This is a genomic window from Streptomyces sp. NPDC005866 (assembly GCF_040629895.1).
Classification (GTDB): Bacteria; Actinomycetota; Actinomycetes; order Streptomycetales; family Streptomycetaceae; genus Streptomyces.
The window spans coordinates 1-23387 of sequence record NZ_JBEXWP010000022.1 but is presented as its reverse complement, the minus strand read 5'-3'; the positions used below and the strand labels follow the sequence as shown (position 1 = coordinate 23387).

At 67.0% G+C, this 23387-nt stretch carries 23 protein-coding genes; 19 read left to right on the top strand and 4 right to left on the bottom strand.

The genetic code is table 11. The annotated features are described in order from the left end of the window. The first annotated feature begins 369 nt into the window (after positions 1-369). The 19 genes from ABZ396_RS28510 (at position 370) to ABZ396_RS28420 (ending at position 13982) form a co-directional block, all read left to right on the top strand. Complete coding sequence (locus tag ABZ396_RS28510; RefSeq protein WP_358917403.1) at positions 370-963, top strand: hypothetical protein; 594 nt, start codon at positions 370-372, stop codon at positions 961-963. Between the two features lie 175 nt (positions 964-1138). Then, complete coding sequence (locus ABZ396_RS28505; RefSeq protein ID WP_358917405.1) at positions 1139-1531, top strand: hypothetical protein; 393 nt, start codon at positions 1139-1141, stop codon at positions 1529-1531. Positions 1532-1984: 453 nt separating this feature from the next. After that, entirely contained in the window at positions 1985-2464 is a 480-nt protein-coding gene (locus ABZ396_RS28500) for a hypothetical protein (RefSeq protein ID WP_358917407.1), read from the top strand. A gap of 502 nt (positions 2465-2966) precedes the next feature. Further along, a complete protein-coding gene (locus ABZ396_RS28495; protein ID WP_358917408.1) occupies positions 2967-3755 on the top strand; it encodes a TIGR04255 family protein in 789 nt (262 codons plus the stop codon). Continuing rightward, on the top strand, positions 3745-4398 hold the full coding sequence (locus tag ABZ396_RS28490; protein ID WP_358917410.1) for a helix-turn-helix domain-containing protein: 654 nt from the start codon (positions 3745-3747) through the stop codon (positions 4396-4398). The genes ABZ396_RS28495 and ABZ396_RS28490 overlap by 11 nt, the downstream gene beginning before the upstream one ends. A 3-nt stretch (positions 4399-4401) precedes the next feature. Then, positions 4402-5109, top strand: coding sequence for a hypothetical protein (locus tag ABZ396_RS28485; protein ID WP_358917412.1), 708 nt, complete (start codon positions 4402-4404; stop codon positions 5107-5109). Between the two features lie 165 nt (positions 5110-5274). Beyond that, positions 5275-5496: a hypothetical protein gene (locus tag ABZ396_RS28480; protein WP_358917414.1), complete on the top strand. Its 222-nt coding sequence runs from the start codon at positions 5275-5277 to the stop codon at positions 5494-5496. A gap of 164 nt (positions 5497-5660) precedes the next feature. Further along, the gene (locus ABZ396_RS28475; protein ID WP_358917416.1) at positions 5661-5924 is read left to right on the top strand and encodes a hypothetical protein; all 264 of its coding nucleotides are present in this window, start codon (positions 5661-5663) and stop codon (positions 5922-5924) included. A 43-nt stretch (positions 5925-5967) separates the two neighbouring features. Beyond that, entirely contained in the window at positions 5968-6126 is a 159-nt protein-coding gene (locus tag ABZ396_RS28470) for a hypothetical protein (RefSeq protein WP_358917418.1), read from the top strand. Positions 6127-6245: 119 nt separating this feature from the next. After that, positions 6246-6986: a DUF6879 family protein gene (locus tag ABZ396_RS28465; protein ID WP_358917420.1), complete on the top strand. Its 741-nt coding sequence runs from the start codon at positions 6246-6248 to the stop codon at positions 6984-6986. Beyond that, positions 6983-7828 (top strand): helix-turn-helix transcriptional regulator, encoded by an 846-nt coding sequence (locus ABZ396_RS28460; protein WP_358917422.1) that lies wholly within the window; start codon positions 6983-6985, stop codon positions 7826-7828. Before ABZ396_RS28465 ends, ABZ396_RS28460 begins: the two co-directional genes overlap by 4 nt. An 87-nt stretch (positions 7829-7915) precedes the next feature. Further along, positions 7916-8695, top strand: a complete 780-nt coding sequence (locus tag ABZ396_RS28455) for a DUF6415 family natural product biosynthesis protein (RefSeq protein WP_358917424.1) — start codon at positions 7916-7918, stop codon at positions 8693-8695. Between the two features lie 94 nt (positions 8696-8789). Continuing rightward, positions 8790-9290: a hypothetical protein gene (locus tag ABZ396_RS28450; protein ID WP_358917426.1), complete on the top strand. Its 501-nt coding sequence runs from the start codon at positions 8790-8792 to the stop codon at positions 9288-9290. An 80-nt stretch (positions 9291-9370) separates the two neighbouring features. Then, positions 9371-10024, top strand: a complete 654-nt coding sequence (locus ABZ396_RS28445; RefSeq protein ID WP_358917428.1) for a class I SAM-dependent methyltransferase — start codon at positions 9371-9373, stop codon at positions 10022-10024. A gap of 5 nt (positions 10025-10029) precedes the next feature. Further along, positions 10030-10473, top strand: coding sequence for a hypothetical protein (locus tag ABZ396_RS28440; RefSeq protein ID WP_358917430.1), 444 nt, complete (start codon positions 10030-10032; stop codon positions 10471-10473). Positions 10474-10710: 237 nt separating this feature from the next. After that, on the top strand, positions 10711-11238 hold the full coding sequence (locus ABZ396_RS28435; RefSeq protein WP_358917432.1) for a hypothetical protein: 528 nt from the start codon (positions 10711-10713) through the stop codon (positions 11236-11238). Between the two features lie 161 nt (positions 11239-11399). Next, a complete protein-coding gene (locus ABZ396_RS28430) occupies positions 11400-12686 on the top strand; it encodes a HEPN/Toprim-associated domain-containing protein (RefSeq protein ID WP_358917434.1) in 1287 nt (428 codons plus the stop codon). 279 nt (positions 12687-12965) lie between these two features. Next, entirely contained in the window at positions 12966-13187 is a 222-nt protein-coding gene (locus ABZ396_RS28425; RefSeq protein ID WP_358917436.1) for a hypothetical protein, read from the top strand. A 207-nt stretch (positions 13188-13394) separates the two neighbouring features. After that, positions 13395-13982, top strand: coding sequence for a hypothetical protein (locus tag ABZ396_RS28420; protein WP_358917438.1), 588 nt, complete (start codon positions 13395-13397; stop codon positions 13980-13982). Between the two features lie 237 nt (positions 13983-14219). Here the strand turns inward: ABZ396_RS28420 and ABZ396_RS28415 are convergent, their stop codons facing one another. The 4 genes from ABZ396_RS28415 to ABZ396_RS28400 form a co-directional block, all read right to left on the bottom strand. Then, positions 14220-14774 (bottom strand): hypothetical protein, encoded by a 555-nt coding sequence (locus tag ABZ396_RS28415; RefSeq protein WP_358917440.1) that lies wholly within the window; start codon positions 14772-14774, stop codon positions 14220-14222. A gap of 186 nt (positions 14775-14960) precedes the next feature. Continuing rightward, entirely contained in the window at positions 14961-18335 is a 3375-nt protein-coding gene (locus tag ABZ396_RS28410; RefSeq protein ID WP_359186271.1) for a DUF499 domain-containing protein, read from the bottom strand. Positions 18336-18441: 106 nt separating this feature from the next. Beyond that, on the bottom strand, positions 18442-21252 hold the full coding sequence (locus tag ABZ396_RS28405) for a DUF1156 domain-containing protein (RefSeq protein ID WP_359186269.1): 2811 nt from the start codon (positions 21250-21252) through the stop codon (positions 18442-18444). Further along, on the bottom strand, positions 21249-23240 hold the full coding sequence (locus ABZ396_RS28400; protein WP_359186315.1) for a helicase-related protein: 1992 nt from the start codon (positions 23238-23240) through the stop codon (positions 21249-21251). The genes ABZ396_RS28405 and ABZ396_RS28400 overlap by 4 nt, the downstream gene beginning before the upstream one ends. Positions 23241-23387 lie beyond the last annotated feature (147 nt).

The window sequence follows — 23387 nt, the reverse complement described above, 5'->3', positions numbered from 1 at the left end:
CGGCTGGGGGACCATGTCAGAGCCCAGCTGCCGGCTCATCCGCTGGCTCGTAGGCTGTAAATAGGCGGTGAGTGTTATGGCCTGGTGGATTTGGGTAATCATCGTTTTCTTCGGCATCTGGATGCTGCTCACCTTCGGCAGATGGGTGTACCTCACAGAGCAGGATCGACGCCTCCGTGAGTACCAAGCGCGTCCAAACGACTACGAGCCCGGCGGTGGACCGTGCAACGACGGTGCCGTCGACATCGATGGGCCCGACGGGCCGGATTAGTGAACCCTCGCCCTGCATCACAAGACGGCCACAGTGTCCACACGCCACCCTCACAGCGCGCATGATGCCCTTCAACATCAGCAAGCCATGGGGGAACCATGCACGCCCGTACAGCCGCCTGCGCCGCTCTCCTCCTCGCAGCATCCGCCACCGCCTGCAGCAGCAGCGGAGAACCCGAGACCATCCGCGTCACCGTCACTCAGACCGCCCCGGCCGACGCCAAGGCCGGCACCGACACCACCGACCAGCCCAAGACGGCAACCGGTGCGAAGCTGGGGACCGGCCAGAAGTTCTCCTTCGAAGGCGACGAGGAGTACGACCCGATGGCGGGCAACGCCACCGTGCTGTCGTATCAGCAGCCAGTACACGCCTCCGTCACCGCCGCCGAGGAGTTCAACCAGCCCGGCTACGTGTGGGCAGCCCTCGAAGTGAAGGTCTGCGGCACCAAGGGCGACTTCACCACATCGTCGACGCCCTGGACGCTGTCCTACAACGACGGCACCCGCATCGAACCCAGCGGCACCACCTACGAGGACTTCCCCAAGCCCGAGTACGTCCAGGACGCCCCGATCTCCGCAGGCGACTGCTCACGCGGCAAGATCGTGTACGCCGTGCCCGGCAAGCAGCGGCCCGCTCAGGTCCTCTACACCACCGACGACTCCCCGACCCTGCGGTGGTCGCTCGCCAAGTAGACGCAGGAGGTGGCGGCCGTGGCCGGCAACCCGCGCAACGGGCCCCACAGACACACGACGCAGCCCCAGCCAACGTCCCGGCTGGGGCTGCGTCGAGTCACAGCGCACCGCGTCTTCTCAGGTCCCGCCCGTGGCGCATGATGACCCCTCAGCAGCATCAGCTCAGGGGGGAATCATGCGCATCCGCGCCACCATCGCCATGGCCACGGCCGCGCTCGCCATCACACTCGTCGGCTGCAGCAGCACCGACAGCAAGCCCACGCCCACCGCCACCAAGAGCACCGACACCAGCGCAGCCGAACAGGCCGCCGGTATCCCGGCCGAACCCACCGGCGCCAAGCGGGACGCCGTCCTCGCCGCCATCCGAGACGTCAATGCCAAGCTCACCGCCGACGAGGACAAAGCCATCCGCGCGGCACGCAACCAGTGCTCCGGCCTCAACGGCGGCGCCACGAACCCGGGCCACCTCGCAGCCGAGCGGTTCTCCTACGACGGGGTCACGCTCACCGACGACGACGGAACCCACCTCAACATCGGGCTGCGCAAGACGCTCTGCCCCAACACCTGACCACGCCAACTCCGGCCCGGCCCGCACCCCGCAGGCCGGGCCTCGGCATACCAGGGGGTGAGCGTGGCCACCGACCGGGGCGAACTCACCAGCTACGAGTACCGGCAGAGGCCGCCCGCATCCGCAGTGGCCATGCGGCGGACCCGCCCACTCCAACGATGAAGGCCGTTCGTGCAGGGGCAGACCCGCGACGGGGGAAACGAGCCCGCCCCTGCACGTCGGCGCCCGCGGCCTCCCCCACGGAGTTGCAGGCGCCTTAACCCCGTCTGGGGTCCACCACGTCCTGCGGCCGGTGTGACTGGAGTGTCACGGGTGACGGGGGATGGTTGCGAGATCAACACACAAGTAGCGAGCGGCGCTTGTGCAGATCACAACACGGCCACGGCGCCCACATAAAATCTCCATGCGACGCATGATGCTCCCTCAGCACCCGAAGCGTCCTGGGGGGACAACATGCTGTTCAAGCGAGACCCGGAGAAGGCAGCACAACGGGAAGTCCGGCGCGAAGAGAAGCGTAAGCAGCGCGAAGAGTGGAGCGCCAAGAGGAAGGCAGAGAAAGAAGCCCTCGCCGACTGGCGCCGCGCCCACCCGGCAGAGAAGACACTGAACACCGCGTGCATGATGCGCATGTGGCCCAGCTCCAAGTTCGGAGAGACCACACTCGGCCCCATCCTCGGCGGGCACGCCGAGTTCGTCGACGCAGGCGCACACAAGGGATGGACGGCAACGCGACTCGTCGCCGGCGTCGCCACCGCCGGCCTCTCAGCGGCCGCCACCGGACGCAAGAACAAGGGCGCCGCCGTCATCAACCTCACGTTCGGCAACGGGGCAGCCCAGACCTACAACGTGACACCCGAGACGGCCACCCTGCGTGCCGCCAACCAGTACGTCAACGCGTTCAACGCCCTCGCCGCCCAGCTGGCCGCCGAATAGGAATAGCCCGGAGGAGGCGCCCGTGGCCGGCAACCCCCGCAACGGGCGCCGGCATCGAGCAATCAACGCTCATCGCTGCGACCGCCCGCACCCGACTCGCCGCAGTGGAGGCCGCGTAGGGGGCGCCACTCCCGCCAGACCGCGTTAGGCCCTGGGGTTACCCATTTCCTCACCAACTCCTCACGCAACATGCGAACATGCGGCCTACACACCACCACAAGGGGGGCCAGACATGGCGAAGATCAAAACCAGGCAGAAGATGGGATGGATCGCCCTCGCCCTCCACTGGACGATGATGATCTTCACGGTCGGTCTGTAGACGCCCGTCTTTCTCGCTGCACGCCGGCGTCGCCTCACCGTCACCCATGCACCCGAGGGCTACCGCCCCTACTGAGACAGCCGCCAGGCGGTGCGGCCCTCTCTCCTCACAGTTGCGACACAGGTACCGAATGGTTGCACGTGCGGTTGTCGTTCCGGTTTCTACTCGAGTAGTTTATTTGACATGGGGCACCGTGAGATCTATACGAATCCGCCGTTGGCGCTCACCGTCGTTGAGCTCCGCCACACGGCCAGTCCGTCGCTGTCTGAAACCGACAAGGCGGGGTTGAAGTCACTGCTCGCGAGCACCTTCCCGATCTATAAGCCGGCCCAGCAGGTGAACATCACCGTGACCAACGCCGGCGCCTCGGAAGACCGCGCCGTGTACCCCCGCTACATGACGAGGGACTTCACCGAGGCCATCACCTTCCGCGACAACGCGATCGTTGTCGAGACGACCCGGTACAAGCGGCGTAGCGCTCTGCGCGAACTCCTGCACCAGGCTGTGGAGGCTCGCCAGAAGGTCTCTGCCGTCGACGGTATCGAGCGCCTGGGTATCCGGTACGTCAACGAGGTCCGCGTCCCCGACCTCGAGCACCCGTCCGACTGGGAGCGCTGGATCTCCGCACCTTTGACCGGCATCTCCAGCCTTCGTACAGAGGACCTAGCGGCCCAGACCTGGCACGGCATGACAGTCTTCGGCACCTCGTCTGTCGGAGTCGCGCTTCGGCATGGCACCTTCGAGGGCTACGCCGTCGAACCAGCCGGCGACCTCCGTCGCCACACCCCTCCGCCCGGCGCCTTCTACCTCCTCGACCTTGACTCCTACTGGGTCCCGGAAGGAGATATCCCGCAGCTCGACTGGAGCAACATCGAAGAGCGGTTCAACGCCGTCGGCCTGTCCGCATACGAGCTGTTCCAGCAACTGATCACGGACCGCTACCGCACGGAGGTGCTGAAGCGTGAGCAGTGAGACACATCGGCCGATGCACGCGGCCACTGCGCCTACCGGCAGCAGCCTTGTAATTCAGCCGCAGGAACCCACCCCGACCACGTCAAACCAACTGTCAGACCTCACCGAGGCAGCCGGATCGCTCCGGTACCAAGCCAAATTCGTCTTCGAGGACACAACCGAGTTTCACACGGAGCTCCTATCCCGCGAATGGCGTAAGCGCACCGCCGAGCGCGGGAAGGAGTCGCCGATCGCGCTGCTAGAGGAACTCTCCGACCTTGGCTTCTCTTGGCGGCACATCGCCCGCATGCTGGGCGTCAGCGTTCCGGCAGTGCAAAAGTGGCGACGCTCTGGCGGGGTGAGCGGCGACAATCGCATGCAGCTGGCGAGCCTGCTCGCTCTATGCGACATGATCCAGCAGCCCCTCATCCACGACGTCGCCTCCTGGTTCGAGATGCCCCTCACCCCGGGCGTGCCCGTGACTCCGATCGACCTTTTCACCGAGCGCAGGCCAGACCTAGTGCTGGAGCACGCGATCGGGCACAACGACGTGGAAGAGATCCTCACCGCCTACGCACCGAACTGGCGCGACCACTACCAATCCAACTTCGAGGTGTACCGCGACGTGGATGGGGCCATGTCGATCCGCCAGAAGGAAGGGTGACGAGTGCCCGCCGAGATGGAACGTCCGCACGACCCGCGCGACCTGTACCACGCGTGCGGCGACGACATCGTCGCCGCACGACCCGTTCTCACGGGCGACGTCTACGAGGACGTCACCATCATTGAAGCCGACGCCTCCACGCGCGAAATGACGGCCATGATCCTCGATCACCCCTGCTCACTTCGCGTGGACGGGGTCAACCTCGTCCCACGTCTGACCGTGGCCGAGGTGACGCCCGTCCCCGGCGCTCAGTGGAACGGCTCGTTCAACCGCATGTTTCTCCCTCCGCCGTTTCCACAGGCCAGCGGAGGAGTGAAGGCCTGCGCAGCATTCTTCGATCGTTGCTACCACATATCTCCCGAGCAGCTTCAGGCCGGGACCAGGATCGCCTGCCTCAATCCCTTCGGCATCAACCTCCTGCTCCAGCGCAGGGTGAAGCACTTCAGCCGGGTGACAGTCGAGACGTTCAAGTTTCAGGAGGCCAACGAGGGCGTCTACGAAGAGGCCGACCTGATCGAGGAGTGGTGTCTCGAGCGCGAGGACGACGGAGCCAAGACCCTCGAGGCCATGGCTGAGTGCATGGACTGGATTCGGGAAAAGCTCCCCGACGGTCGGCTCCGCCAGCAACTCCTCGAAGACTCGCAGTCTCGAAGCACCATTCGCCGGGACGCCAGGGCCCATCTGAAGGCGCTGCGGCAGCAGTCCCAATAGGCGGTGGCGCGCCTAGCTTGAGCGGCTTGAAGGGATCACGTCACAGCGGTGCTGGAGAGGCTAACGATCAGCACCGCATAATCCGGTGCCAGTAGCACACTTGTACCCACACGCACCACGAACCCCCGCCCACGCGGGGGTTTTCGCATGTCAGGGGGTGATCACATGCCCCGCACCACCGAGGCCGGCCGCGAAGACGGAGCCGGGATCCTGTGGTTCACGATCCGCCAGGCAGCCAGTTTCACCGGCAGCGACCCCCAGACGATCTACAGCTGGGAACGCCGCGGCCATCTCACCCCCTCCGGCGGCAGACCCCGACAGCCCTGGTACGCCTGGCGAGACGTCGCCGCGCTGGCCGCCAAGCGAACAGAGCGCACGGCCGCTTGACCCGCGGGCCAGCGGTGTAAGAGCAATTGTCAGGAGTTGTAAATTGGGCCTTCCGGCGCGGTGATCCCGGCGGCCGGCCGCGAGCGGGGCGTTTTCGCGTGCCTTCGAGGCGGTATTGGCGGACAACGGCGCGGCTGTAGCCCCCGGTGTGACAACATCAACGCATGGGCATCTTCGACTCCATCGCGCGTGGCCTCGGTAGCCTCCGCCCGCTGTCCGACGCGGAACTCGAAGACGAGCGCGAGGCGCTGCGACAGCGTTACGTATCCAGCGGGGATGTCAACGAGTCGTCGAAGCTCTACGACGAGCTGCACCGCTACGACGAAGAGATGACGCGCCGTGCAAACGAGGCCTATGCCCGCGAGAACCCGAACCCACCAGAGCCCAGGCATCGCGAGCACGGGTGGTACCTGCCGAACGACGACTAGGCGGGCGTCTTCAGGCTGCGACCTGGGATATCGCGTCTCCGCCATGTCCGTCGAGGAGATGGAGGCGTTGGCCGACGAGGTCGTGGTCCTGCGCGACGACATGTTCCGCGCCGACTGGAACGCGACCGCGGCCAAGGTGCCAGGCTTCAGGCCGATCCCGCCACGCCAGCCCAGCGACAAGGTGAACGGCATCCCGACCTGACGCGCGGTTGCACGCAACATCCCGGCGTCAGCCTCAGTGCGCAATCCGCTGCAATTCTCCGGCGCCCGAGCGCTATCCCGCGCATCCTGGACACCCGACCACCAGGACACGGAGGCGACATGACCCTCAGGTTCCTTGGCACGACCAGCGACGGCGGCGACTGCCCCACCCTCTACGAGATCGAGGGCACCGACGAGATCCTCGTCCAGGGCGACCGCGAGACCGACCCCGAGCACCTCGCGCAGTTGCGGGACGTCAAGCCGTCCGAGACGTTCGTCCGCGTCCCCCGAGACCTGCTCACACGCTTCGCCCCACGCCACCAGCGCACGGGCGTGATCCCGTTCAGCGAGGTCGCCCACGTCTTCACCAACTTCAAGCACACCGCCTGGCGGCTGGAGACCCGCCGCGGCTACGCCACCGACCGGCGCAGCGACGCGTGGGCACGCTGGCAGGCCGGCGCCGACGTCGCCCACGACGAGCCGGACGCCTGGCGCCACAACGTGGCGGAGCAGACCGCGCAGGGCAAGACGTTCGGCCGGGTGCGCCTGGTCGACGACCCGCCCACCGAGGGGCAGCGGTTCCTGCTGACCCGGGCGCCGAGCAACGTGGCCGTCGGCGACGAGATCCGCTACCTGTGGCGCACGGACGCGGTGCGGCTCGGCCTGCCCGACTTCGACTTCTGGCTCATCGACTCCCGCATCCTGCTGCGGTTCGTGTTCGACGAGGACGACACCACCCTCGGGGTGATCCAGTCCGAGGACCCCGCCGAGGTGCTCGCCGCCTGCCAGGCCCGGGACGCCGCATGGCATCACGCGTTCCCTGCCGCCGACTTCGCCGAGCAGGTACGTTCCACTGTGTGAGCACGGACTACCAATCCGGGCGCGTCTCCCTCGGCGCGCGCATGCGAGAGCTGCGCACCGAGGCCGGGTTCGACGGCAAGGGCATCGCCGAACGGCTCGGCTGGCAGCGCTCCAAGGTCTCGCGGCTGGAGAACGGCAAACAGACCCCCAGCCGCGACGACCTTCAGCAGTGGGCCGAAGCCGTCGGCCGGCCCGACGCGGCCGCCGAACTCGCCGGGCGCCTCACCGGGTTGGAGACCCGCTACCGGTCGCTACGCCGGCAGTACGCCAACGGGCACCGCGCCCGCCAGGAGCAGGGCCTGGTGGAGACCGAGCAGACCACGCTGCTCCGCGCCGTCGAGGTCATCCGGATCCCCGGTCTGTTCCAGACCCCGGAGTACGCGCGGGCCGTGTTCGCCGCGAACGCCCGCTTCCGTGACGTCCCCAACGCGGACATCGAGGACGCCGTGCGGGCTCGTATGCGCCGCCAGCAGGCCCTGTATGAGCCTGAGCGGTCCTTCCGCGTGCTGCTGTGGGAAGGCGCCCTGTACGCACTGAACGCCCCGCGCGAGGTCATGGCTGCCCAACTCGACCGCCTCCGCTCGATGATCGGCATGGACACCGTCGAACTCGGCATCATCCCGTTCGCCGCCGAGCTGAAGCGCTCCCCGTCGCACGGGTTCTGGATCTATGACCAGCGGCTCGTCATTGTCGAGACCCTGTCGACTGAGATGTGGCTGGACGACGGGGAGTCCATCGCCCTGTACGAGAGGGCGTGGGAGTGGCTCAATGAGTCCGCGGTCTACGGGCCAACGGCACACCGGCTACTCGGCCGCGCGAGCGCCGCTCTGAACCTCTCGTAGGCAACCGGCCGCAACTGCCGTACCGGCGCCCGCAATCCCGCGCAATCGCCCTGCGGCCGCGCAATCGCCCTGCCTACCGTCCCGGTCATGGCCCAACCGACCGACTCCCTCATGCGGTACGAAGCCGGGGACGCGTGGCTCGCCAATTGCTCCGCGGACCCGAAGCTCGTACGTCTGGCCTGGGACACCGACGCCCTCGCCCCCATAGAGTCCGGCCCCCGCTGGCTCGTCGCCGAGTCCCGCCTCGTCTACGCCATGGCGGCCCTCTCGCGGATCGCCGAAGGGCAGCGCGGCCCGGTCCTCGCCGACACGCAGGGCGACAAGGCGTGGTGGCTGGCCGCTGTACTGCCCACCCGCGGGACGGATGCTGTGCGGGCAGCTGTGGCTGAACCACCCGGACGGATCGGGCCACCTCACCGACCCCGCCGTACTCGCCGCCGCCCTCGGCCCCGGCGGGTACCGCCACCACACGGAGGCGCAAAGATGACCACGTCGCAGGCGCTCGGCGAGACCCTCGACCAGGCGCCGCCGGACATTGCCACCATGCGCTCCACGGCCGACCGGATCCTCGCCTTCGGCGCGGAGCCCATCAGCAATGAGGACTTGGAGACGCTCCGGCTCGCCATGCGTGGCCAGATCGAACTCCTCATCCCCACCGTCCAGGCCCTGGCGGCCGGCTTCCCGAAGGGCGACATCCCGCGCGAGTGCGCGCTGGCCGGTGCGCGTGAAGCGAGCATGCGGCTCCGGCTGGGTGTCGGCGGTCCCAGGCCCGTGCGCATGTCCGTGTCGATGAAGCTGGCCCGCTCCGTAGTCGCCCTGTGCGATCACTTCGAAAACCTCGGCGGCCGGTCGCCCTCGCGCCCCTGAACTCCCGCCCCGGCTCCCCAACCCTGGACAGGTCGAGCAGCCGCGGCGGGTTGCACCACACAGCACGGCAACGACACCCCAGAAGGGCAGGTCAATGACCGTCACACTCGAACAGCCCGCCAGGACGCTCACGCGGGACCCGAAGGAACTCCTCAACGCGGTCGCTCCGCACATCACCGAACTGACCGTCAACGTGTTCGACTCCGGCATGAGCCTGTGGGACCGCGAGGTCGCCCTGCTCCTGCGCGAACACACCATGGTCCGCGACATGGCCGAACGGATCCTCGGCAACGCCGTCATGTACATCATGGGCTCCATCGAGAACCCCAACGTCCACCTCGGCGTCGGCAAGCTCGTCGACATCGGCGTCCACCAGCTCATCCTCGACACACCCGTCTGGTGGGGCATCTGCCGCCTCTACAACGGCGGCCGGTTCAAGCACCACGCCCCGTTCATCGAGCGCCGCCAAGATGGCCTGTGCCTGCGCACCGGCGACTTCCTCCGCTCCCAGGGCTGGGAGATCGACGAGGAGCTGTGGGCCATCGACGGCGCCGACTGCTCCCCGTGCGACGACAAGGTCCCCGACAGCCACTGACCCCGGCTACAGTCGCCCCCGTCCTCACGGCTCCCCGAGGGCGGGGGCTCCCCGCATCCCGACAAACCAGAGGAACAGCTGTGCCCGTACCGCACGACATCGCCGCCGAGACCGAACTGTGGGACACCTACGCCGAGTCCGCGTTCAAGGACGACGCCGAGCCGTCGTTCGGCTGGACCCAGTACGCCGGCCACGGCCCCGGCCCGGAACTCCTCGGCGCCCCGCAGTCCGTGCTGGAGGTCGGCTGCGGCACCGGCCGCGCACTGGCCCACCTCGCACAGCAGGGCGTCAAGGCGACCGGCGTCGACCTGTCCCCACGCATGGTCCAGCGCGCGGGCGAGAAGTGGGCGCCGCTCGGTGTACGGATCGAACAGGGCGAGATCCTCCACTGGCTCGCCGCCGACGAGAGCCGGTACGACGCCGTGTACTCGATCTTCGGGGCGGCCTGGTTCACGGACCCGTCCCGCCTCTTCCCCCTCATCCGCGAGCACCTGGTCCCGGGAGGCGTGTTCGTGTTCTCCCAGCCACCGGCCATCCCCGGCGCCTACGGCCCGCAGGGCATGTACAAGGGCGGGTTCGCGGGGAAGGCCATGTTCACCTACCGGTACAGCTACAAGCCTGCGGTGTGGGAGCGGCACCTACTCCGGGCGGGGTTCTCCACGACCGAGGCGATGGTCGTGGAGGCGCCGAAGCCGGGCCACATCGGCACCCTCATCGTGCAGGCTCGCGCCTGAACGCCATGGCGAGTGATCTGAACGGCTGCGGACGGGTCACGATTTTCCCGTTCCTCCACGACTGGGAGACCAGCTCGCGATGCGTCCTGACGTACACCACCACAGGCGGCGGGGCGACTGCAGTGATGGGTGTGATTCCGGTCGAGGGGAACGTCCACGAGCCAGGCGACCTGCTCGCCATGGCTGGACGGCACGGGTTCATCGGGGAGTGGAAAGGCAGCCATGAGCAGCGGTGCGGCTGCTGGCTTGCCTGTACGGGCTATGGGTCGCGGATGGTACGGAAGACGGCCACGATCGACGTGCCGGATGCGGGCTGGGCATTGGACATGGTGCGCGCGGTGGATCTGGACGGCCCGTACTACGGGCACCTGCGGGTGGTGGCCGGCCGGATGACGCTGACTGATGAGGAGTTGATCGTGCGGGCGCGGGCGCTCGTGCCGACGAGCTGACCACGGCCTCGGCCGAGCGCGTCCGGCCCGGGGCCGCCCCATGTCCGCGGGACGACCCGAATACCGTCACGACTCCTGGCGGTGACCAGCATTTGAGAGGCGTGCCGGTCGCGTTCCATCACGCCACAAAAACGCTGGTCACAGACCGGGTAACCGCATCCCCTATGCGGTACACCTCTCGCGGCAGCCGTCCATATTCGCCTGCATTGCCCGCACCCTCGCCATAGCATGCCCGCCATGACTACGGACGCCGCTACGCCAGAGCGGAACCCATTCCTTGAGGCGGTCGGTCGGGTAACCGTCGCGGGCGCCCACCTTGACCGCTACCTGCACACCCTGCTCGGCTCCCTCGCCATGGAGCCGACGCTGCTCGTCCTGGCCAACGCCGAGGGCACCGCCCGTCTCATCGAACTGTGCGAGTTGGCGTTGAAGTGCTACGACCACAACGCAGAGGACGTGACCGACGTCAAGGACTGCCTGGCCCGGGCCAAGGTGCTTAAGGGCAAGCGGAACACCATCGTGCACTCGCTGTTCATGCAGGCCGAGGAGGGCGACGGCTTCAAGGCGATGACGCCGGTCCGTAAGACCCTGGGCCACTCGGCCACGCCGTTCACGGTCGAGGAGATGGAGGCCGTAGCCAAGGAGATAGACGCGCTGCTGCACGACTTGTTCCGGGCGGGCTGGAATCTCCGCAGTCGGCTGACCGGCATGCGCCACATTCCTCTGCAGGCAGAACCCGCAGAAGTTCCCAGGTCCGGCACCTGACGCTTGATCTGTCGCAGCGAAGGTTGCTTGGTTCCCACCGAAGTTCAACCTGCGAGGCAGGCGAGACTCAGTTTCGGTCGCGGCCAGCACCGTCGGACGGATCCTCGCCACAGCCGGAAAATGGGACCGGGGCGCGCCCAAGGGGATGGGAGCCTGTAGGTATGGGGCATCACTCCTATCTAGTCGCCGGCGACTGCCAGTTCCTCTATACCCGCAATCACTACGACGAGGAACTGGCAGCGCTCTTCAACGAGACCGACCGCAAGCTCATCGTTGTTGACGGCAGCGATGTCGCTCCTGGCGATGAGTGGGCCGCGAGCGAGTACGTGTTCGGGTACTACACCACCGCCCACGCTCTGCGGCAGCGCCTGAACGTGCAGGGCTTCACCTCGCGTCGTGCCCTCGCCGACCTGGCAGAGGGCATCGCGCGCTGGCGCAAGACCTACGACAGCCAGAGCGAGATCCGGGAACGACAAGCGCGGAGCGAGATGCTGTCTGAAACCCTCGCCCGGCCCCCGCGTGAGCAAACCGAACTGTTCGCAGCCATCGGCGAGGCGATCCGACCGCACCGGCCGATGAAATCGTTCGCCACGACCGAGGAGCACTTCCAGTACGAGAGCGAGTTCATCGAGACCGTCACTGACGTCGAGGAGCTCCGCTGGTTCGTTGAGAGACGTAGCCTCATACGGCTGATCATCGACCAGGCCCCCGACGACACGCGGGTCGGACTCGACCTCGGCGAGCTGACTGGCTGCTGCGTACATCTGGACACGACCCAGCCCATCGCAGGACCCACACGCGAGCTCCAACTCGCCGCCCTGCCCGATAACGCCCCGCTGATCGTGCTCACTGAAGGAAGCACCGACTCCAGCCTCCTCACCCAGGCCATGCGCATCACCCACCCGCACCTCGCGGACTTCGTCCGCTTCATCGACTACACCGGAACGAAGGCCCACGGCAGCGCTGGCGCTCTCGTGACCATGGTGAACGCGTTCATCGCGGCCGGCGTCGCCAACCGCTTCGTGGCCATCGCCGACAACGACGCCGGCGGACATGAGGCGCTCGCCAAACTGAAGAGACAGAAGCTGCCAGTGGGATGCAAGGTGCTGCACTACCCGGACCTGCCCCTGTTGACCAGCTACCGCACCATCAACCCGGCGTCCCGAACCGTGTCGCTGACCAACGTGAACGGCGTCGCTGGCTCTCTGGAGATGTACCTCGGCAAAGACGTCCTGACGATCGACGGCGCGCTGGCGCCAGTCCACCTGGGGAACTTCATCCCCGCTGTGCGGCGCCGCCAGGGTGCACTCTCGAAGCCACACAAGGGCCTGGTGCGGAAAGCGTTCGAGGAGAAGATCAAGACTGCTCGACGAGAGCAGCACAGCGGCACCGGTGACTGGAGCGGCGTGCACGCCATCATCGAGAGCATCGTCCACGCCTTCGACTGAACGACGCCGGATCGTCAACGCCCGGTGCAGAGTCTCACCTTGGCAATCTGGTGGGCTCTCGTCCCGGTGTCTGCACTCGATTCATCGAGGGGCCCTCAACGACCTTCCAGGACAGCCACGCAACGGCAACCGCTCAACCTCTGGTGAGAGAACCAGCCGTCACCAACCTTCGGTGAGAATCACTCAACCTCACTGTGATAGATCAACGCTCACGGCGTGGCCGCACCCGACTCTCTGGGGACTTGCTACGCAAATCGAACACACGCTCTAATCGCGAGTATGCACCGAGTCGACCACCTAACCGAGCGGCAAGAGCGCATCGTGGCGTGCATCCGGGAGTGGATCACAGAATACGGCGAAGCCCCGACCGTGACAGAGATCGGCGAGCGCGTAGGCCTGCGCAGCCGCTCGGCCGTGCACTACCAGCTGCGGCAGTGCGAACAGAGGGGCGCCATCGCCGTCGAGCCCCGGCGACCCCGCGGCATCCGGCTCGCTCGCTGAGAGGCAGCCCCGTCACCGTAGGCTGCGCGCCATGCCCGCATGGTTCACAGCAACCCGCAGGTAGCCGAACGGCGGTTCGCCGAGGCCATCGTGATGCTCGTGACGACGGGATACAACACCCCGCTGATCACAACCCAGACACACTCTCAACACAGCGCCCACACATGGTGCATGATGCCCCTTCAGTACGCATCATCTGGGGGATCTATGCGCACACGCACCGCCATCACCGCCGCCCTGCTGCTCGGCGCCACCGCCGCCGCATGCGGCGGCAGCGACTCCGCCAAGCCCGGGCCGACCGTGACCGTCACCAAGACAGTGACGCCCGCCGCCAAGTCCGCCGAGCCGTCGCCGTCGTCGGCCACGTACGCCTTCGGCACGCCGTGGGAGTTCGAGAGCACCGACGGCAGCATCGGGACCTTCGCCGGCACGGTCACCGTCCTCGGCTACAAGCAGGGCGTCGCGTCCGTCGGGAGCGCCAGCCAGGAAGCCGGCGCATCCCGCTACGTGTGGGCGTACGCGGACTTGAAGCTGTGCGTCACGAAAGGCTCATACAACGACGACAACACCAGTTGGACGCTGTACTACAGCGACGGCAGCCGTGTAGATCCATCCAGCAGCACATACGACGATTTCCCGAAGCCCGAGTTCCCGATTCAGGTCACCGTGACCGCTGGGAAGTGTGCCCGCGGAAAGCTCGTTTTCCCTGTGCCGGGCGGGAAGCGTCCCGAGTCGGTTCTGTACTCGCCTCCAGGGCTCGACCAGCCGACGGAGTGGACAGTCCCGAAGGCGTAGCCCCGACGGCCTCCGCGCCGGGCGTTGCGAGCAACGCATCGCTCGTCGTCCGGCGCGCGCAATCTGTCGCAATCCTCCGACGCGGACGCGCGATCCGCAGCATTCTGGACGTCCGACCAGCCAGAACGGAGGGCACCATGACGCTCAGGTTCCTCGGCACCACATCGGAGAAAGGCAACTGCCCCACCCTGTATGAGGTCGTCGAGACCGGCGACCTCGTCGTGTAGGGCGACCGCGTCACCGACCCCGAGTTTTGGGAGTCGCCGCCTGCGATTCCAAGACGGTGAGTTCGTCCGGCCAGCCCACTATGCGCCCATGATCGCGCAGTCGGTACAGATCGGCGACGAGGGATGACCTTACGCCCTGCGTTCGGGGAGACCACCCAAAGAAACGGATGGCCTCGGGTACGACTTCCTCAAATGAGATGCCCGGAGTGTCGCGGATGAGGCCAAGGAGCGCGGTCTGCCGCTCCCTGGGGGCAACATGCGCCACTGGGCGCTGGGTGAGCCCCGGAAGCGGCCAGCGGGCGAACCGACACTGGCGGTCCGGAAGGTCGAGAAACTCGCCGTCGCTCGCGATGCCCCCCTCTTCGACAAGCTGCTCCACGGCAACCTGGACGAGCTGCTTCCGCGTCGGGCTGAGCGTAGTCAGATGGAGCACCTCGCGGACGTGGAGGACGAGGACTTGTTCGTGTATTGGCCCCTCCGCAGTGATCAGCTCCCGGACGAAGTCAACGAGGGCGGGTGCCGGCGTCTTGCCGCGCAGGGGTATCGCATTGCGGTCGAGATGCAAGAAGTCGGCCGGCTGGTACGGGACTCCCCAGTCACCATGGTCCTTAGGGAGTTTTAGCGCACTTGGCATACACGAGCCTTTCTCGGCAGCACGTAGGGAAGACGCTGCTTACCGCTCCTGCTGCACCTACGAAGGTGGCCGTACCGAACCGCCACGTCGGCGAGGGCCGATGGCCGGACAATGATCTTATTCGGATTCGAATTCTGCTTGCAGTTTGAGAGTGTTCGCGTTTTCGGTAAGGATGCGTGCCTTGTCGTCGGGGAAGCCGTCTGGCCGCTTCGCATGGATCTCTACAGTGATCTCCACTTCGGAGCCAACGAGGTCGAGGTGCGGGAGGATCTCAATGGCGTACTTGCTGGCGTTCTTGCTGTACTGCTCCGGGGTGAGCACTGCTCGGGCGTAAAAGCGGGTGTTGCGGATGACAAGCTGTCGGGTTTGTTTCTCGTCGGTCTGCGCCGGGATGTGCACCCCGTGTCCTGAGGTGGTCTCGGCCGCGGGGGTGTCTGTGGGTACGCCTGTGTCCTGACTGGCCCTCTGGGCCGGTACGGCAGCTGCGGCTGCGTCCGCCTGCCGTTGCTGGAGCGCAGTGTCCGGCCGGACCAGGAGTGTGGAGTCGGTGATCTGCCCGAAGCGGGCGTCGCCGCCGGGAAGCACCAGGCCCTCGTAGCGGGAGGCGGCCTGGTCGTAGCCGGTGGCCAGGGCAAAGCCTTCCGCTTCCCAGCCGATCATGTGGAGTACATCCTCGACACCCCGGTCGAGGACCGAGCGGTCCCGCAGGCGGTTCATGTACGGGTAGCGAGTGTGCAGCTCCCACAGCTGACCGACGCTGATGTGGCCGTTGCCTTGCCAGAGGGAGGCGAGCGGGCCGGTCAGCTTCTGGTGCAGCAGCGCCGGGGCCTGCTGGAGCCACAGCAGGGCCTCGCGCTTGAGTCGCTCCGCGGTGCGCACGGCCAAGTCCGGCTTGCCGGTCTCGACCTTGATGGCCTCCCACTGCACGGGACGGGCCGGGTCTTCACGCTGCTCGGGCACGATCGCCCAGTGGTAGGTCTCGGCGACGCGCAGGTAGACCTTCTCGTCCGCTGCCTTGATGCGGCTTTCGGCCTGGCGGCGCTGGCTGGGGTTGAGGTCGAGTTCGTCGGCGCGGTCGAGGACCTTGCGCCAGCCAAGGTACTCGCGGGCGGCTTCCATGAGCTCATCCAGCCGCTTCTTGTCTGGGGCGAGGAAGACCAGCATGTTCCGGTGCGAGCGCTGCGACGGCCCGCGGGAGCCAAGGGCCTCGGCGGCGAAGAGCATCGCCGGGCTGTCGTCCTTGTTCTTGGTGTGGTGGTGCTGCGGGTGGAGTAGGACCAAGCGCACCTCGTCAGTGTCGGGGATGTCGCCGGTGTGCTGCGGGGCTACGTGCACCCCGGAGAAGTCGCCGGTGCGGCGCTGGGCGGGCCCGAGGCGGCGGACGAGTTCGGCCCAGACGTCCTCGGGGCGCTCGACCAGCCGGTCAGCTTCGTCCTTGGCTATCCGGGTGACGCTGGCCTGGGTGTCGTACCAGTAGCGTTCCCCCTCCGAGTACAGGTAGGTGGACCTGTCGGCCAGGGTGTTCAGGGCGGTGCGGAAGTTGCCCATGCTGTCGCCGGGCATGGCCATCCCCAGGCGCACGTGCGGCTCGTCCAGGCCCTTGGTTGCGGCCTTCAGCGTGGCGGCCGAGCCCATGAACAGCGTGCGGGCGATGCGCCGGGTCATGGCGCGCTCCCCCAGGAAAGTCTTCTCCTGGTCGATCTGGACCGGGGTGGAGTTCACGCCGTCTACGTCGGCGTCGAGGATGGGCTTCCAGCGGTCCTCGAGGTAGTGGGTCAGCTCGCCAACCACGCGCTGGTCGCTGAGGGGGATGTCACCCGGCATGATCATCGAACTCTGGTTGCCGTCCCGCCACAGCGCATGGATGACGGCGCTCATCAGCCGCAGCACGCCACGGGTGCGCTGGAAGCGCTCGAGGGTAGACCAGTCCTCATACAGCCGGGCAAACAGCTCGGGGTGGATCGGGTAGGTGGACTTGATGCGGTTCTCGTACTCGGTGCTGTCCGCGCCGGAGGGGAAGTCCGCCTTGTGTCCGGCATAGAACTGGGTGAACAGCCGGGCCACCTTGTTGATGTCAGCCTGCGCGCTGCCGCTCGGCGGCTCGAACAGGCGACGGCGCACGATCTCGAACGACTCATCGGCTTTCGCCGGCCGCCACGGCTCGGCGATGCGGTGCAGGATCCGCTGCAGCCGCTCCAGCGCGTGCCGTCCGGCCGGACCGCCGATCTCGTTCTCGTCCGCATCGATGGTGCCGTCATCGGAAGCGGGAATGGAGACGATCAGCTGCGCCCCTGAAACAGCCTGCACAGCCTCGGTGAGGGTCTGGGCGAAGGTGAAGTGGGTCTCAAAGGAGCCGCCGGACAGGTTTTCGGCGTCTACGAGCTGCCGGGCGTAGGCGACCCACTCGTCGACAAGAATCAGGCACGGAGCGTACGCGGCGATCACATCCTGCAGGGCCGCGCCCGGGTTGGTACCAGTACGGTCGGCCTCGGCCACGATGTCATACCCGGTACGGCCGCCGAGCTGCCAGGCAAGCTCGCCCCACAGGGTGTTGACCCGGGTGCCGTCGGCCTTGACCTCCGGCTGCCCCGGGCTGAAATACGTGCCGACCAGAACCACCCGGCGCACCGGCTGCTTCGGCAGACCCGAGGGAGCCTCGGCGATCAGCTCGTGCATCTCCTGCGGCAGCTGCTGCGGCTGAATCCCAGGGGCGAACAGGTGGTACAGGGCCAGCATCGAGTGGGTTTTGCCGCCACCGAAGTTGGTCTGCAGGTTGAACGTCGGCGGGGCATTGTCATCGCCCGATATGCGGCGCAGCGACTTGCCGAGCAGCTCCCGCAGGCCCTCGGTTAGATAGGTGCGCTGGAAGAACTCCACCGGGTCGGTGTACTCGGGAGCCCCCTCCCCATGGGCGACCTGAGCGAGGTTGGCGGCGAACTCCGAGGCGTTGAAATCCCCCCGTGCCACATCCTGATGCGGGGTGAGGACCGCACGCCAGGGCTTGAGGCCCTCCGCCGCCACGGCCGGGGCGGCGGCGGCCTCGCGGGTGGCGCGCCTGGTCTCCGCCTCGATCACGGCGCGCTGGTGCTCCAGCCGGGAGCGACGCACCTGCTCGATGAGGTCCTTGCCAGCGCCGACCGCGGTGAGCAGCCGCTCGGCGGTGTCCAGGGCGCGACCGGTGTCGTCAGAGTTGAAGGGCTCGTTGTGCGCCCACTTGTTGCGGATGTCGTTCAACTCGCCGACGTAGTTGCGGGCGGCCGGCGGCAGGACGTGGCGGAAGTAGGAGGCCCAGTTCCGCAGCATGGTCTGCAAAACGAACTGAGGATCCTGCTTGGAGGTCGGGCTGAAGCCGCCCTCCCGGGCTGTCGCAACGGCGTCATCGAACCATGTCTCGCCCTGCCGTCGGATCATCTCCCGCTCGACGAGCGGGAGCAGCCCGTCGGGCAGCAGCTCGATCATCCGGCCGATCCGGTCGCGGTTGCTCAGTGCCATCGTGTTTGCCGTCCTGCCTATCCTGTCCGCCGCGCCCGGTACCCCACCGTGCGCGGTGTCGTCGTTCTGCACGTGCCCCTCCCCCTGCCTCGCCTTTCGGCGACCGTCAGAACAACTGGTCCTCGTTCTCGTCGCTGCTCCCGGAGAACAGCTCCGACTGGGAAGCCCTGCCGCCGCCCTGCTTCTCCGCTGCGCGCGCTGCCATCTGGAGATCCGGCCAGGAGCTGACAAGGTTGTTGAACCCTCCACCGCTCTCAGACCAGTTGTTGGCGTCGCAGACGCGGTAGAGAAGGTAGGCGAGTTCGCGGACAGCGTCTTCGTCGATCCGGTCCCGTGTTTGTGCCAAGAGCGTGCCGGCGGCCTCTACGCCACCCTTGCTCTCAAGGAGGCGTGACAGGTGCAGGGTCACAGCCCAGACGGAGATGCGGTGATCTTCCGCTGGGTCGTAGGTGGTGGACAGGTCCGCCGGCTTGTGAAGCCCGACCTTTCCTCCCCGGGCCTTAAGCACCCCGGCATCTTCCAGACCGCTGATCGAGGTGATGTAGCGCTTGCTGAGCGTTTCGGCGTCGCCATAGGGGCCTTGGTCCCAGTTGTACTGCTTGAACCAGTCCAAGCACCAGCGGGTGTCGTTGTCCACGTCCCCCTCCTGCTCGGACTGCACCTCGGCGAGTACGTCGTTGATCAGCGCGAGGGCGGTGCGCACGCGCATGGGAGAACCGTCCGGTTCCGTGATCTTGGAGTATTGGGAGTAGACAGCCATGCCGGGGCCGATTGCCGACTGGGCCAGGTCGACTGGTGCGACATTCCCGGATTGCAGATCTCGGACGGCCTGGGGCAGTTCATCCCGGAGAGCATTGACGAAGCCCCGCAGGGTCGTAGACCCCGCGCTCTCCGGACGTGGGCGGCAGGCCAGGACGATGGAGGATGCCAGGGAGTTCCGTCCGTTCGTGCGCAATCCGCCCTGCTGCTCGGTGCGCATCGGCCACGTGGCCGTCACCTCGTATCCAGCTTGGATCAGCCCCTCCAGCATCGTCTCCCAACCGGTGGAGGCGGTGCCTTCACTGCTACTGGTCTCCTGTTGCTTGAAGGCGTAGTAAACGGTGATTGGATAATCGTCAGAGGCCTGGGCTCGGATGTTGTCGAAGACTTCGATGAAGCCCTTCTCGAAGTACCGGCTGGCTTCCAGCTTGGAGTCGTGGCGGGTGGCCTCCGCGACCAGCTCGGCCGCCTTCGGAGTGAGGACGGTGCCCAGTTCGTCAAGTCCAAGCGATCTGAGCGTCTGGCGGAGCCAGACGTAGAAAAAGTCCGAGAGGTCCGCGTAGATGACGTTGTCGTAGTAGGGCGGATCGGTACTGACGACGCCTCCGGCAGGGACCGTTGCGGTACGGGCATCAGACTGAACGACGTGGCCCGTGGGAGAGGCAGGCACCTCCTTCAGGGCGTTGACGAGGTATTCGACGCCGCCGAGGAAGTTACCTGAAGTGTTGCCGAACGGGTTTGCCTCAGCCGTGGTCCAGATGAAGCTGAGCGCCTGCCGGGCGAAGACCTGCTGCACCTTTTCCCCACCAGCGTCCCAGAAGGACAACTGGGACAAGCGATTCGCTGCTCGGCTGACCGCCAGGGACAGGTACACCCCGACGCTGCGGGCGTAGTCCGAGGCCCGCTCGGCACTCATGCCCTGCTCGAGTGCATCTTTCTCCGCTTGCTGCCAGGCCACCTGGGCGTTGCGGCTCAAGCATTCGAGGGTGATCAGCTGTCGGTCAAGGAAGAGCTGGTGGTGCTTGAGGATGCCGTATGCCTGCACGCGGAACCCCGCGACCTTGCCAGGCAGGTCGGTATCGAGCACGTCCGGTCGCTCCAGCCCAGACGCGGCCTGCACCTGCTGCTCGTCGAAAGACACGTAGTGCCGCTGACGTTTGCCAGCCGTGGCGATAGCCAGCGGAGTGTCCGTGATACGACCGAGCTTGCCCTGCGCACGGACGTAGCTCAGGGAGAACGACTCGCCGCAGGTCAGGCAGCGCCCGCTGGTGCGCTCCACGGTGGGAGCCTCGGTGTCGCCGTCACCGTCTTCGACTCCGAATCGAGGCGCCATCCCGGGGCGGGTCTCCTCAACGACGAGCCGGACCTTCTTCTTGGCCTTGTTACACAGCAGGAAACTGTTGATCAGCGGGGCGGGGCTGCCGCAGGCAGGGTTCGGGCATTGCACTGTACGGGCCCAAAACCACGCCACTGCGGGCAACATCGTGCCGTCGGGCATCCGCACCTTGGGATACAGGTGGCCGACCTCTTGCTCGGCCCCCTCGCGCATGAGCCGCGCGTAGTACGCGACGTCTGCAGCGAGTCCACGCGCGCCGGACCAAGTACCGTCCAGCTTCTCCTGCCGCACTGCCGAGACCGGCGGCTGACCCGCCCACTTCGGCGGTATCTCGATCATCGCCTTGTTGATGAGGACCGGCACTGGATTGAGATCGCTTGCGTGGGCCTCCAGTCCGAGTCGCTGGGCCTCCTGCGGGATCGATCCACCGCCCGCGAAGGGGTCGAGCACGGGTGGTGGGTTACCGCCGCAGGCCTTCTGTATCTCTTCTCGCACTTCGCGCATGACGCGCTCGTCGTGGGTAGCCTCCCAGGGCACCATCCGCTCAATGAGGTTGAACAGCCTTGCCCGCTCGCGCTGCTGGTCTTCCTCGGTAGGGAACTTGTCCGGGTGGGAGGATGGGTCGTCCACAAGTTGCGCGAAGAGCACCGCGCGCGCTGCAGCAAGCGGTCGCCGGGCCCACCACAGGTGCAGCGTGGAGGGGTGTCCATGCCTGATTCGCTTCTCGCGCTCAGATTCCCTGTTTATGACGTCCAGGGGCAGAGCGACCTCGATGAGCTTCCGTCGGCGCGGTGTCGCGTTGTTTTCGTTCACGGCGCTCATCGTGGAGCTCCTCCTTTGGTCCAGGCGTCGTGCCAATTCAGGACGATGCCCTCGGTTTTCAGGTCGCCGAACTCGGTGTCGGCGAAGGCGTCGATCAGGTAGCGCAGGTCATCGTGCGCGGGCCCGTCGGGGTGGACGGCCACGAGCGCGAGCCGGTGCTGGTCGCCGCGGTTCTTGGCGACCAGCACCTCATTGCGGCTCACATAGAAGTCCCGGGCACCAGCCCGGCGGCCCTTGACCTCGATGTGCACCAGGTGGCCATCCGGAGTGAGTGAGCGGATGTCGTAGCCGGGGTTGTTGTGCGCCATCTCCTCAGGGATGCGCCCGAGTTCCTTCTCGGCCTGGAGGACTGCGGCGATGGCCCGCCGGTCGGTCTCGTAGCCGTCGCTCGCCCGCATTGGCGCGGGTCCGGTCGCGCCCAGGGCCTTGGCGAGCCAGCCCACCGGTACCACCAGGGCGCAGCCGGCCACGACGGGGGGCCGGGGGTGGAGGGAGGCGTCCTTGTCCAGCTCCTCCAGGCGCTTGGTGCGCCGGTGTTCCAGTTCTTCGGCCCAGTTTCGGGCCTTGTCCGGCTTGTGGCGCACGCGCTTACCAGCGGCGAGGTCCTGTTCGAGTTTTCCGGCCTGGGCGTGCCAGTAGTTGATCTCGTGTTTCAGGCGCTGTTCGACCTGGGCTCGGGTGCGGGTGACAGCTGGCAGGAGGCGGTCACGTGCTTGGCGCAGGTGTTCGGGCAGCGCTTCGCGGATGGCCCAGTCCAGGGCGGGGGCTTCGCCGCCGTCGTGCAGCCAGGCCTGGTCGAGCAGGGCCTGGGCGGCCTGGGCCTCGACCGGCGTCGGGGGGCGGTAGTCCAAGTACGGGGCGGGGCCGGCGTTCCTGGCAGTGCCGTTGGGCAGCAGTTCGGTGAAGGCGAAGGCCCGGTCGGCGGTGCGGCCGTGCCCGTCGGTGATCTCTTGCGAGAGGGCCACGAGCAGCCGGGGCTGCTCGCCCGCGTCGGCGGCGTCGATGAGTATCGCGCCGCGGCCGAGCAGGTCGGCGTGCTGTGCGATGACCTGGTCGAGAACGACGTCGAAGAGCGGGTGGCCGGGGGCGATCAGGTCGGCGCGGGGCTTGCCGGGGGCGCTGATGCGGTCGCGGTCGAAGCAGACTCGTTCGTACTTGCGTTGCACCGCGCCGCCGAGGCCGGTGAATCGAGCCGGGTCACGCAGGGGGGCCGGCACGTGAGTGATCTCGAACCGGCCTGCCTCCCGGGGCATCAGCCGGCCGCCGGCGCGTTCGAAGGCGTCCCGGAAGAATGCCTGCACGTAGTGCGGGTGCAGGCGGCGGGCCTGGGCCTCTTCCATCCGCAGGCGGATGGCGTCGACGTCCTCCAAGCCCATGACCTGAGCGTCGAGCGCCAAGCCCTGGATCAGGTCGACGGCGCGCTGCCCGACCCGGGCGTCGATGACCTCGTCGAGCTGGGCCTTGACCTCGGGCCGGTCGCCATAGCGGATGGCGCGCACGAGCAGCTCGCGAAGGGGCTCTCCGTCGAAGATCTCGCCGAGGACGTTGTAGACCTTGCCGTCGTAGGCCTTGTTCTGCTGCTCGATCTTGTCCAGCAGGCGCTGGAAGACCTGGCCCTCCCGGGTGTTCTCGGCGACTAGGTTCCACAGGTGACAGACCTCGGTCTGGCCGATGCGGTGGATGCGGCCGAAGCGCTGCTCGATGCGGTTGGGGTTCCACGGCAGGTCGTAGTTGACCATGAGGTGGGCACGCTGCAGGTTCAGGCCCTCACCGGCTGCGTCGGTGGCCAGGAGCACGCGTACGTCCGGGTCCTGGTTGAACCGGTCACGGATCGTGCGCCGCTGTTCGCGGGGGGTGCCGCCGTGGATGGCCACCACTGCGTCGGCTCGGCCGATCAGGGCGCGGACCCTTCGGGCCAGGTACTCGAGGGTGTCGCGGTGTTCGGTGAACACGATGAGCTTGCGCGGGCGGCCGTCGGCGTCGCGCAGGTGGGGGTTGTCCTGGAGCAGCCCGGACAGCTCCCGCCACTTGCGGTCCTCGCCTAGACGAGTAAGTCCTATGTCCTGGGCTGACGATCAGGCATGAACAGAGGGTGTTCAAGATCATGTTGTGACGCAAGACCTGAACACCCTCTT

Excerpts from the sequence above, each read along its gene's own strand:
- ABZ396_RS28510 (WP_358917403.1), top strand. The coding sequence starts at position 370 with ATGCACGCCCGTACAGCCGCCTGCGCCGCTCTCCTCCTCGCAGCATCC.
- ABZ396_RS28505 (WP_358917405.1), top strand. The coding sequence starts at position 1,139 with ATGCGCATCCGCGCCACCATCGCCATGGCCACGGCCGCGCTCGCCATC.
- ABZ396_RS28500 (WP_358917407.1), top strand. The coding sequence starts at position 1,985 with ATGCTGTTCAAGCGAGACCCGGAGAAGGCAGCACAACGGGAAGTCCGG.
- ABZ396_RS28495 (WP_358917408.1), top strand. The coding sequence starts at position 2,967 with ATGGGGCACCGTGAGATCTATACGAATCCGCCGTTGGCGCTCACCGTC.
- ABZ396_RS28480 (WP_358917414.1), top strand. The coding sequence starts at position 5,275 with ATGCCCCGCACCACCGAGGCCGGCCGCGAAGACGGAGCCGGGATCCTG.
- ABZ396_RS28475 (WP_358917416.1), top strand. The coding sequence starts at position 5,661 with ATGGGCATCTTCGACTCCATCGCGCGTGGCCTCGGTAGCCTCCGCCCG.
- ABZ396_RS28470 (WP_358917418.1), top strand. The coding sequence starts at position 5,968 with ATGTCCGTCGAGGAGATGGAGGCGTTGGCCGACGAGGTCGTGGTCCTG.
- ABZ396_RS28465 (WP_358917420.1), top strand. The coding sequence starts at position 6,246 with ATGACCCTCAGGTTCCTTGGCACGACCAGCGACGGCGGCGACTGCCCC.
- ABZ396_RS28455 (WP_358917424.1), top strand. The coding sequence starts at position 7,916 with ATGGCCCAACCGACCGACTCCCTCATGCGGTACGAAGCCGGGGACGCG.
- ABZ396_RS28450 (WP_358917426.1), top strand. The coding sequence starts at position 8,790 with ATGACCGTCACACTCGAACAGCCCGCCAGGACGCTCACGCGGGACCCG.
- ABZ396_RS28440 (WP_358917430.1), top strand. The coding sequence starts at position 10,030 with ATGGCGAGTGATCTGAACGGCTGCGGACGGGTCACGATTTTCCCGTTC.
- ABZ396_RS28435 (WP_358917432.1), top strand. The coding sequence starts at position 10,711 with ATGACTACGGACGCCGCTACGCCAGAGCGGAACCCATTCCTTGAGGCG.
- ABZ396_RS28430 (WP_358917434.1), top strand. The coding sequence starts at position 11,400 with ATGGGGCATCACTCCTATCTAGTCGCCGGCGACTGCCAGTTCCTCTAT.
- ABZ396_RS28425 (WP_358917436.1), top strand. The coding sequence starts at position 12,966 with ATGCACCGAGTCGACCACCTAACCGAGCGGCAAGAGCGCATCGTGGCG.
- ABZ396_RS28420 (WP_358917438.1), top strand. The coding sequence starts at position 13,395 with ATGCGCACACGCACCGCCATCACCGCCGCCCTGCTGCTCGGCGCCACC.
- ABZ396_RS28410 (WP_359186271.1), bottom strand. The coding sequence starts at position 18,335 with ATGGCACTGAGCAACCGCGACCGGATCGGCCGGATGATCGAGCTGCTG.
- ABZ396_RS28405 (WP_359186269.1), bottom strand. The coding sequence starts at position 21,252 with ATGAGCGCCGTGAACGAAAACAACGCGACACCGCGCCGACGGAAGCTC.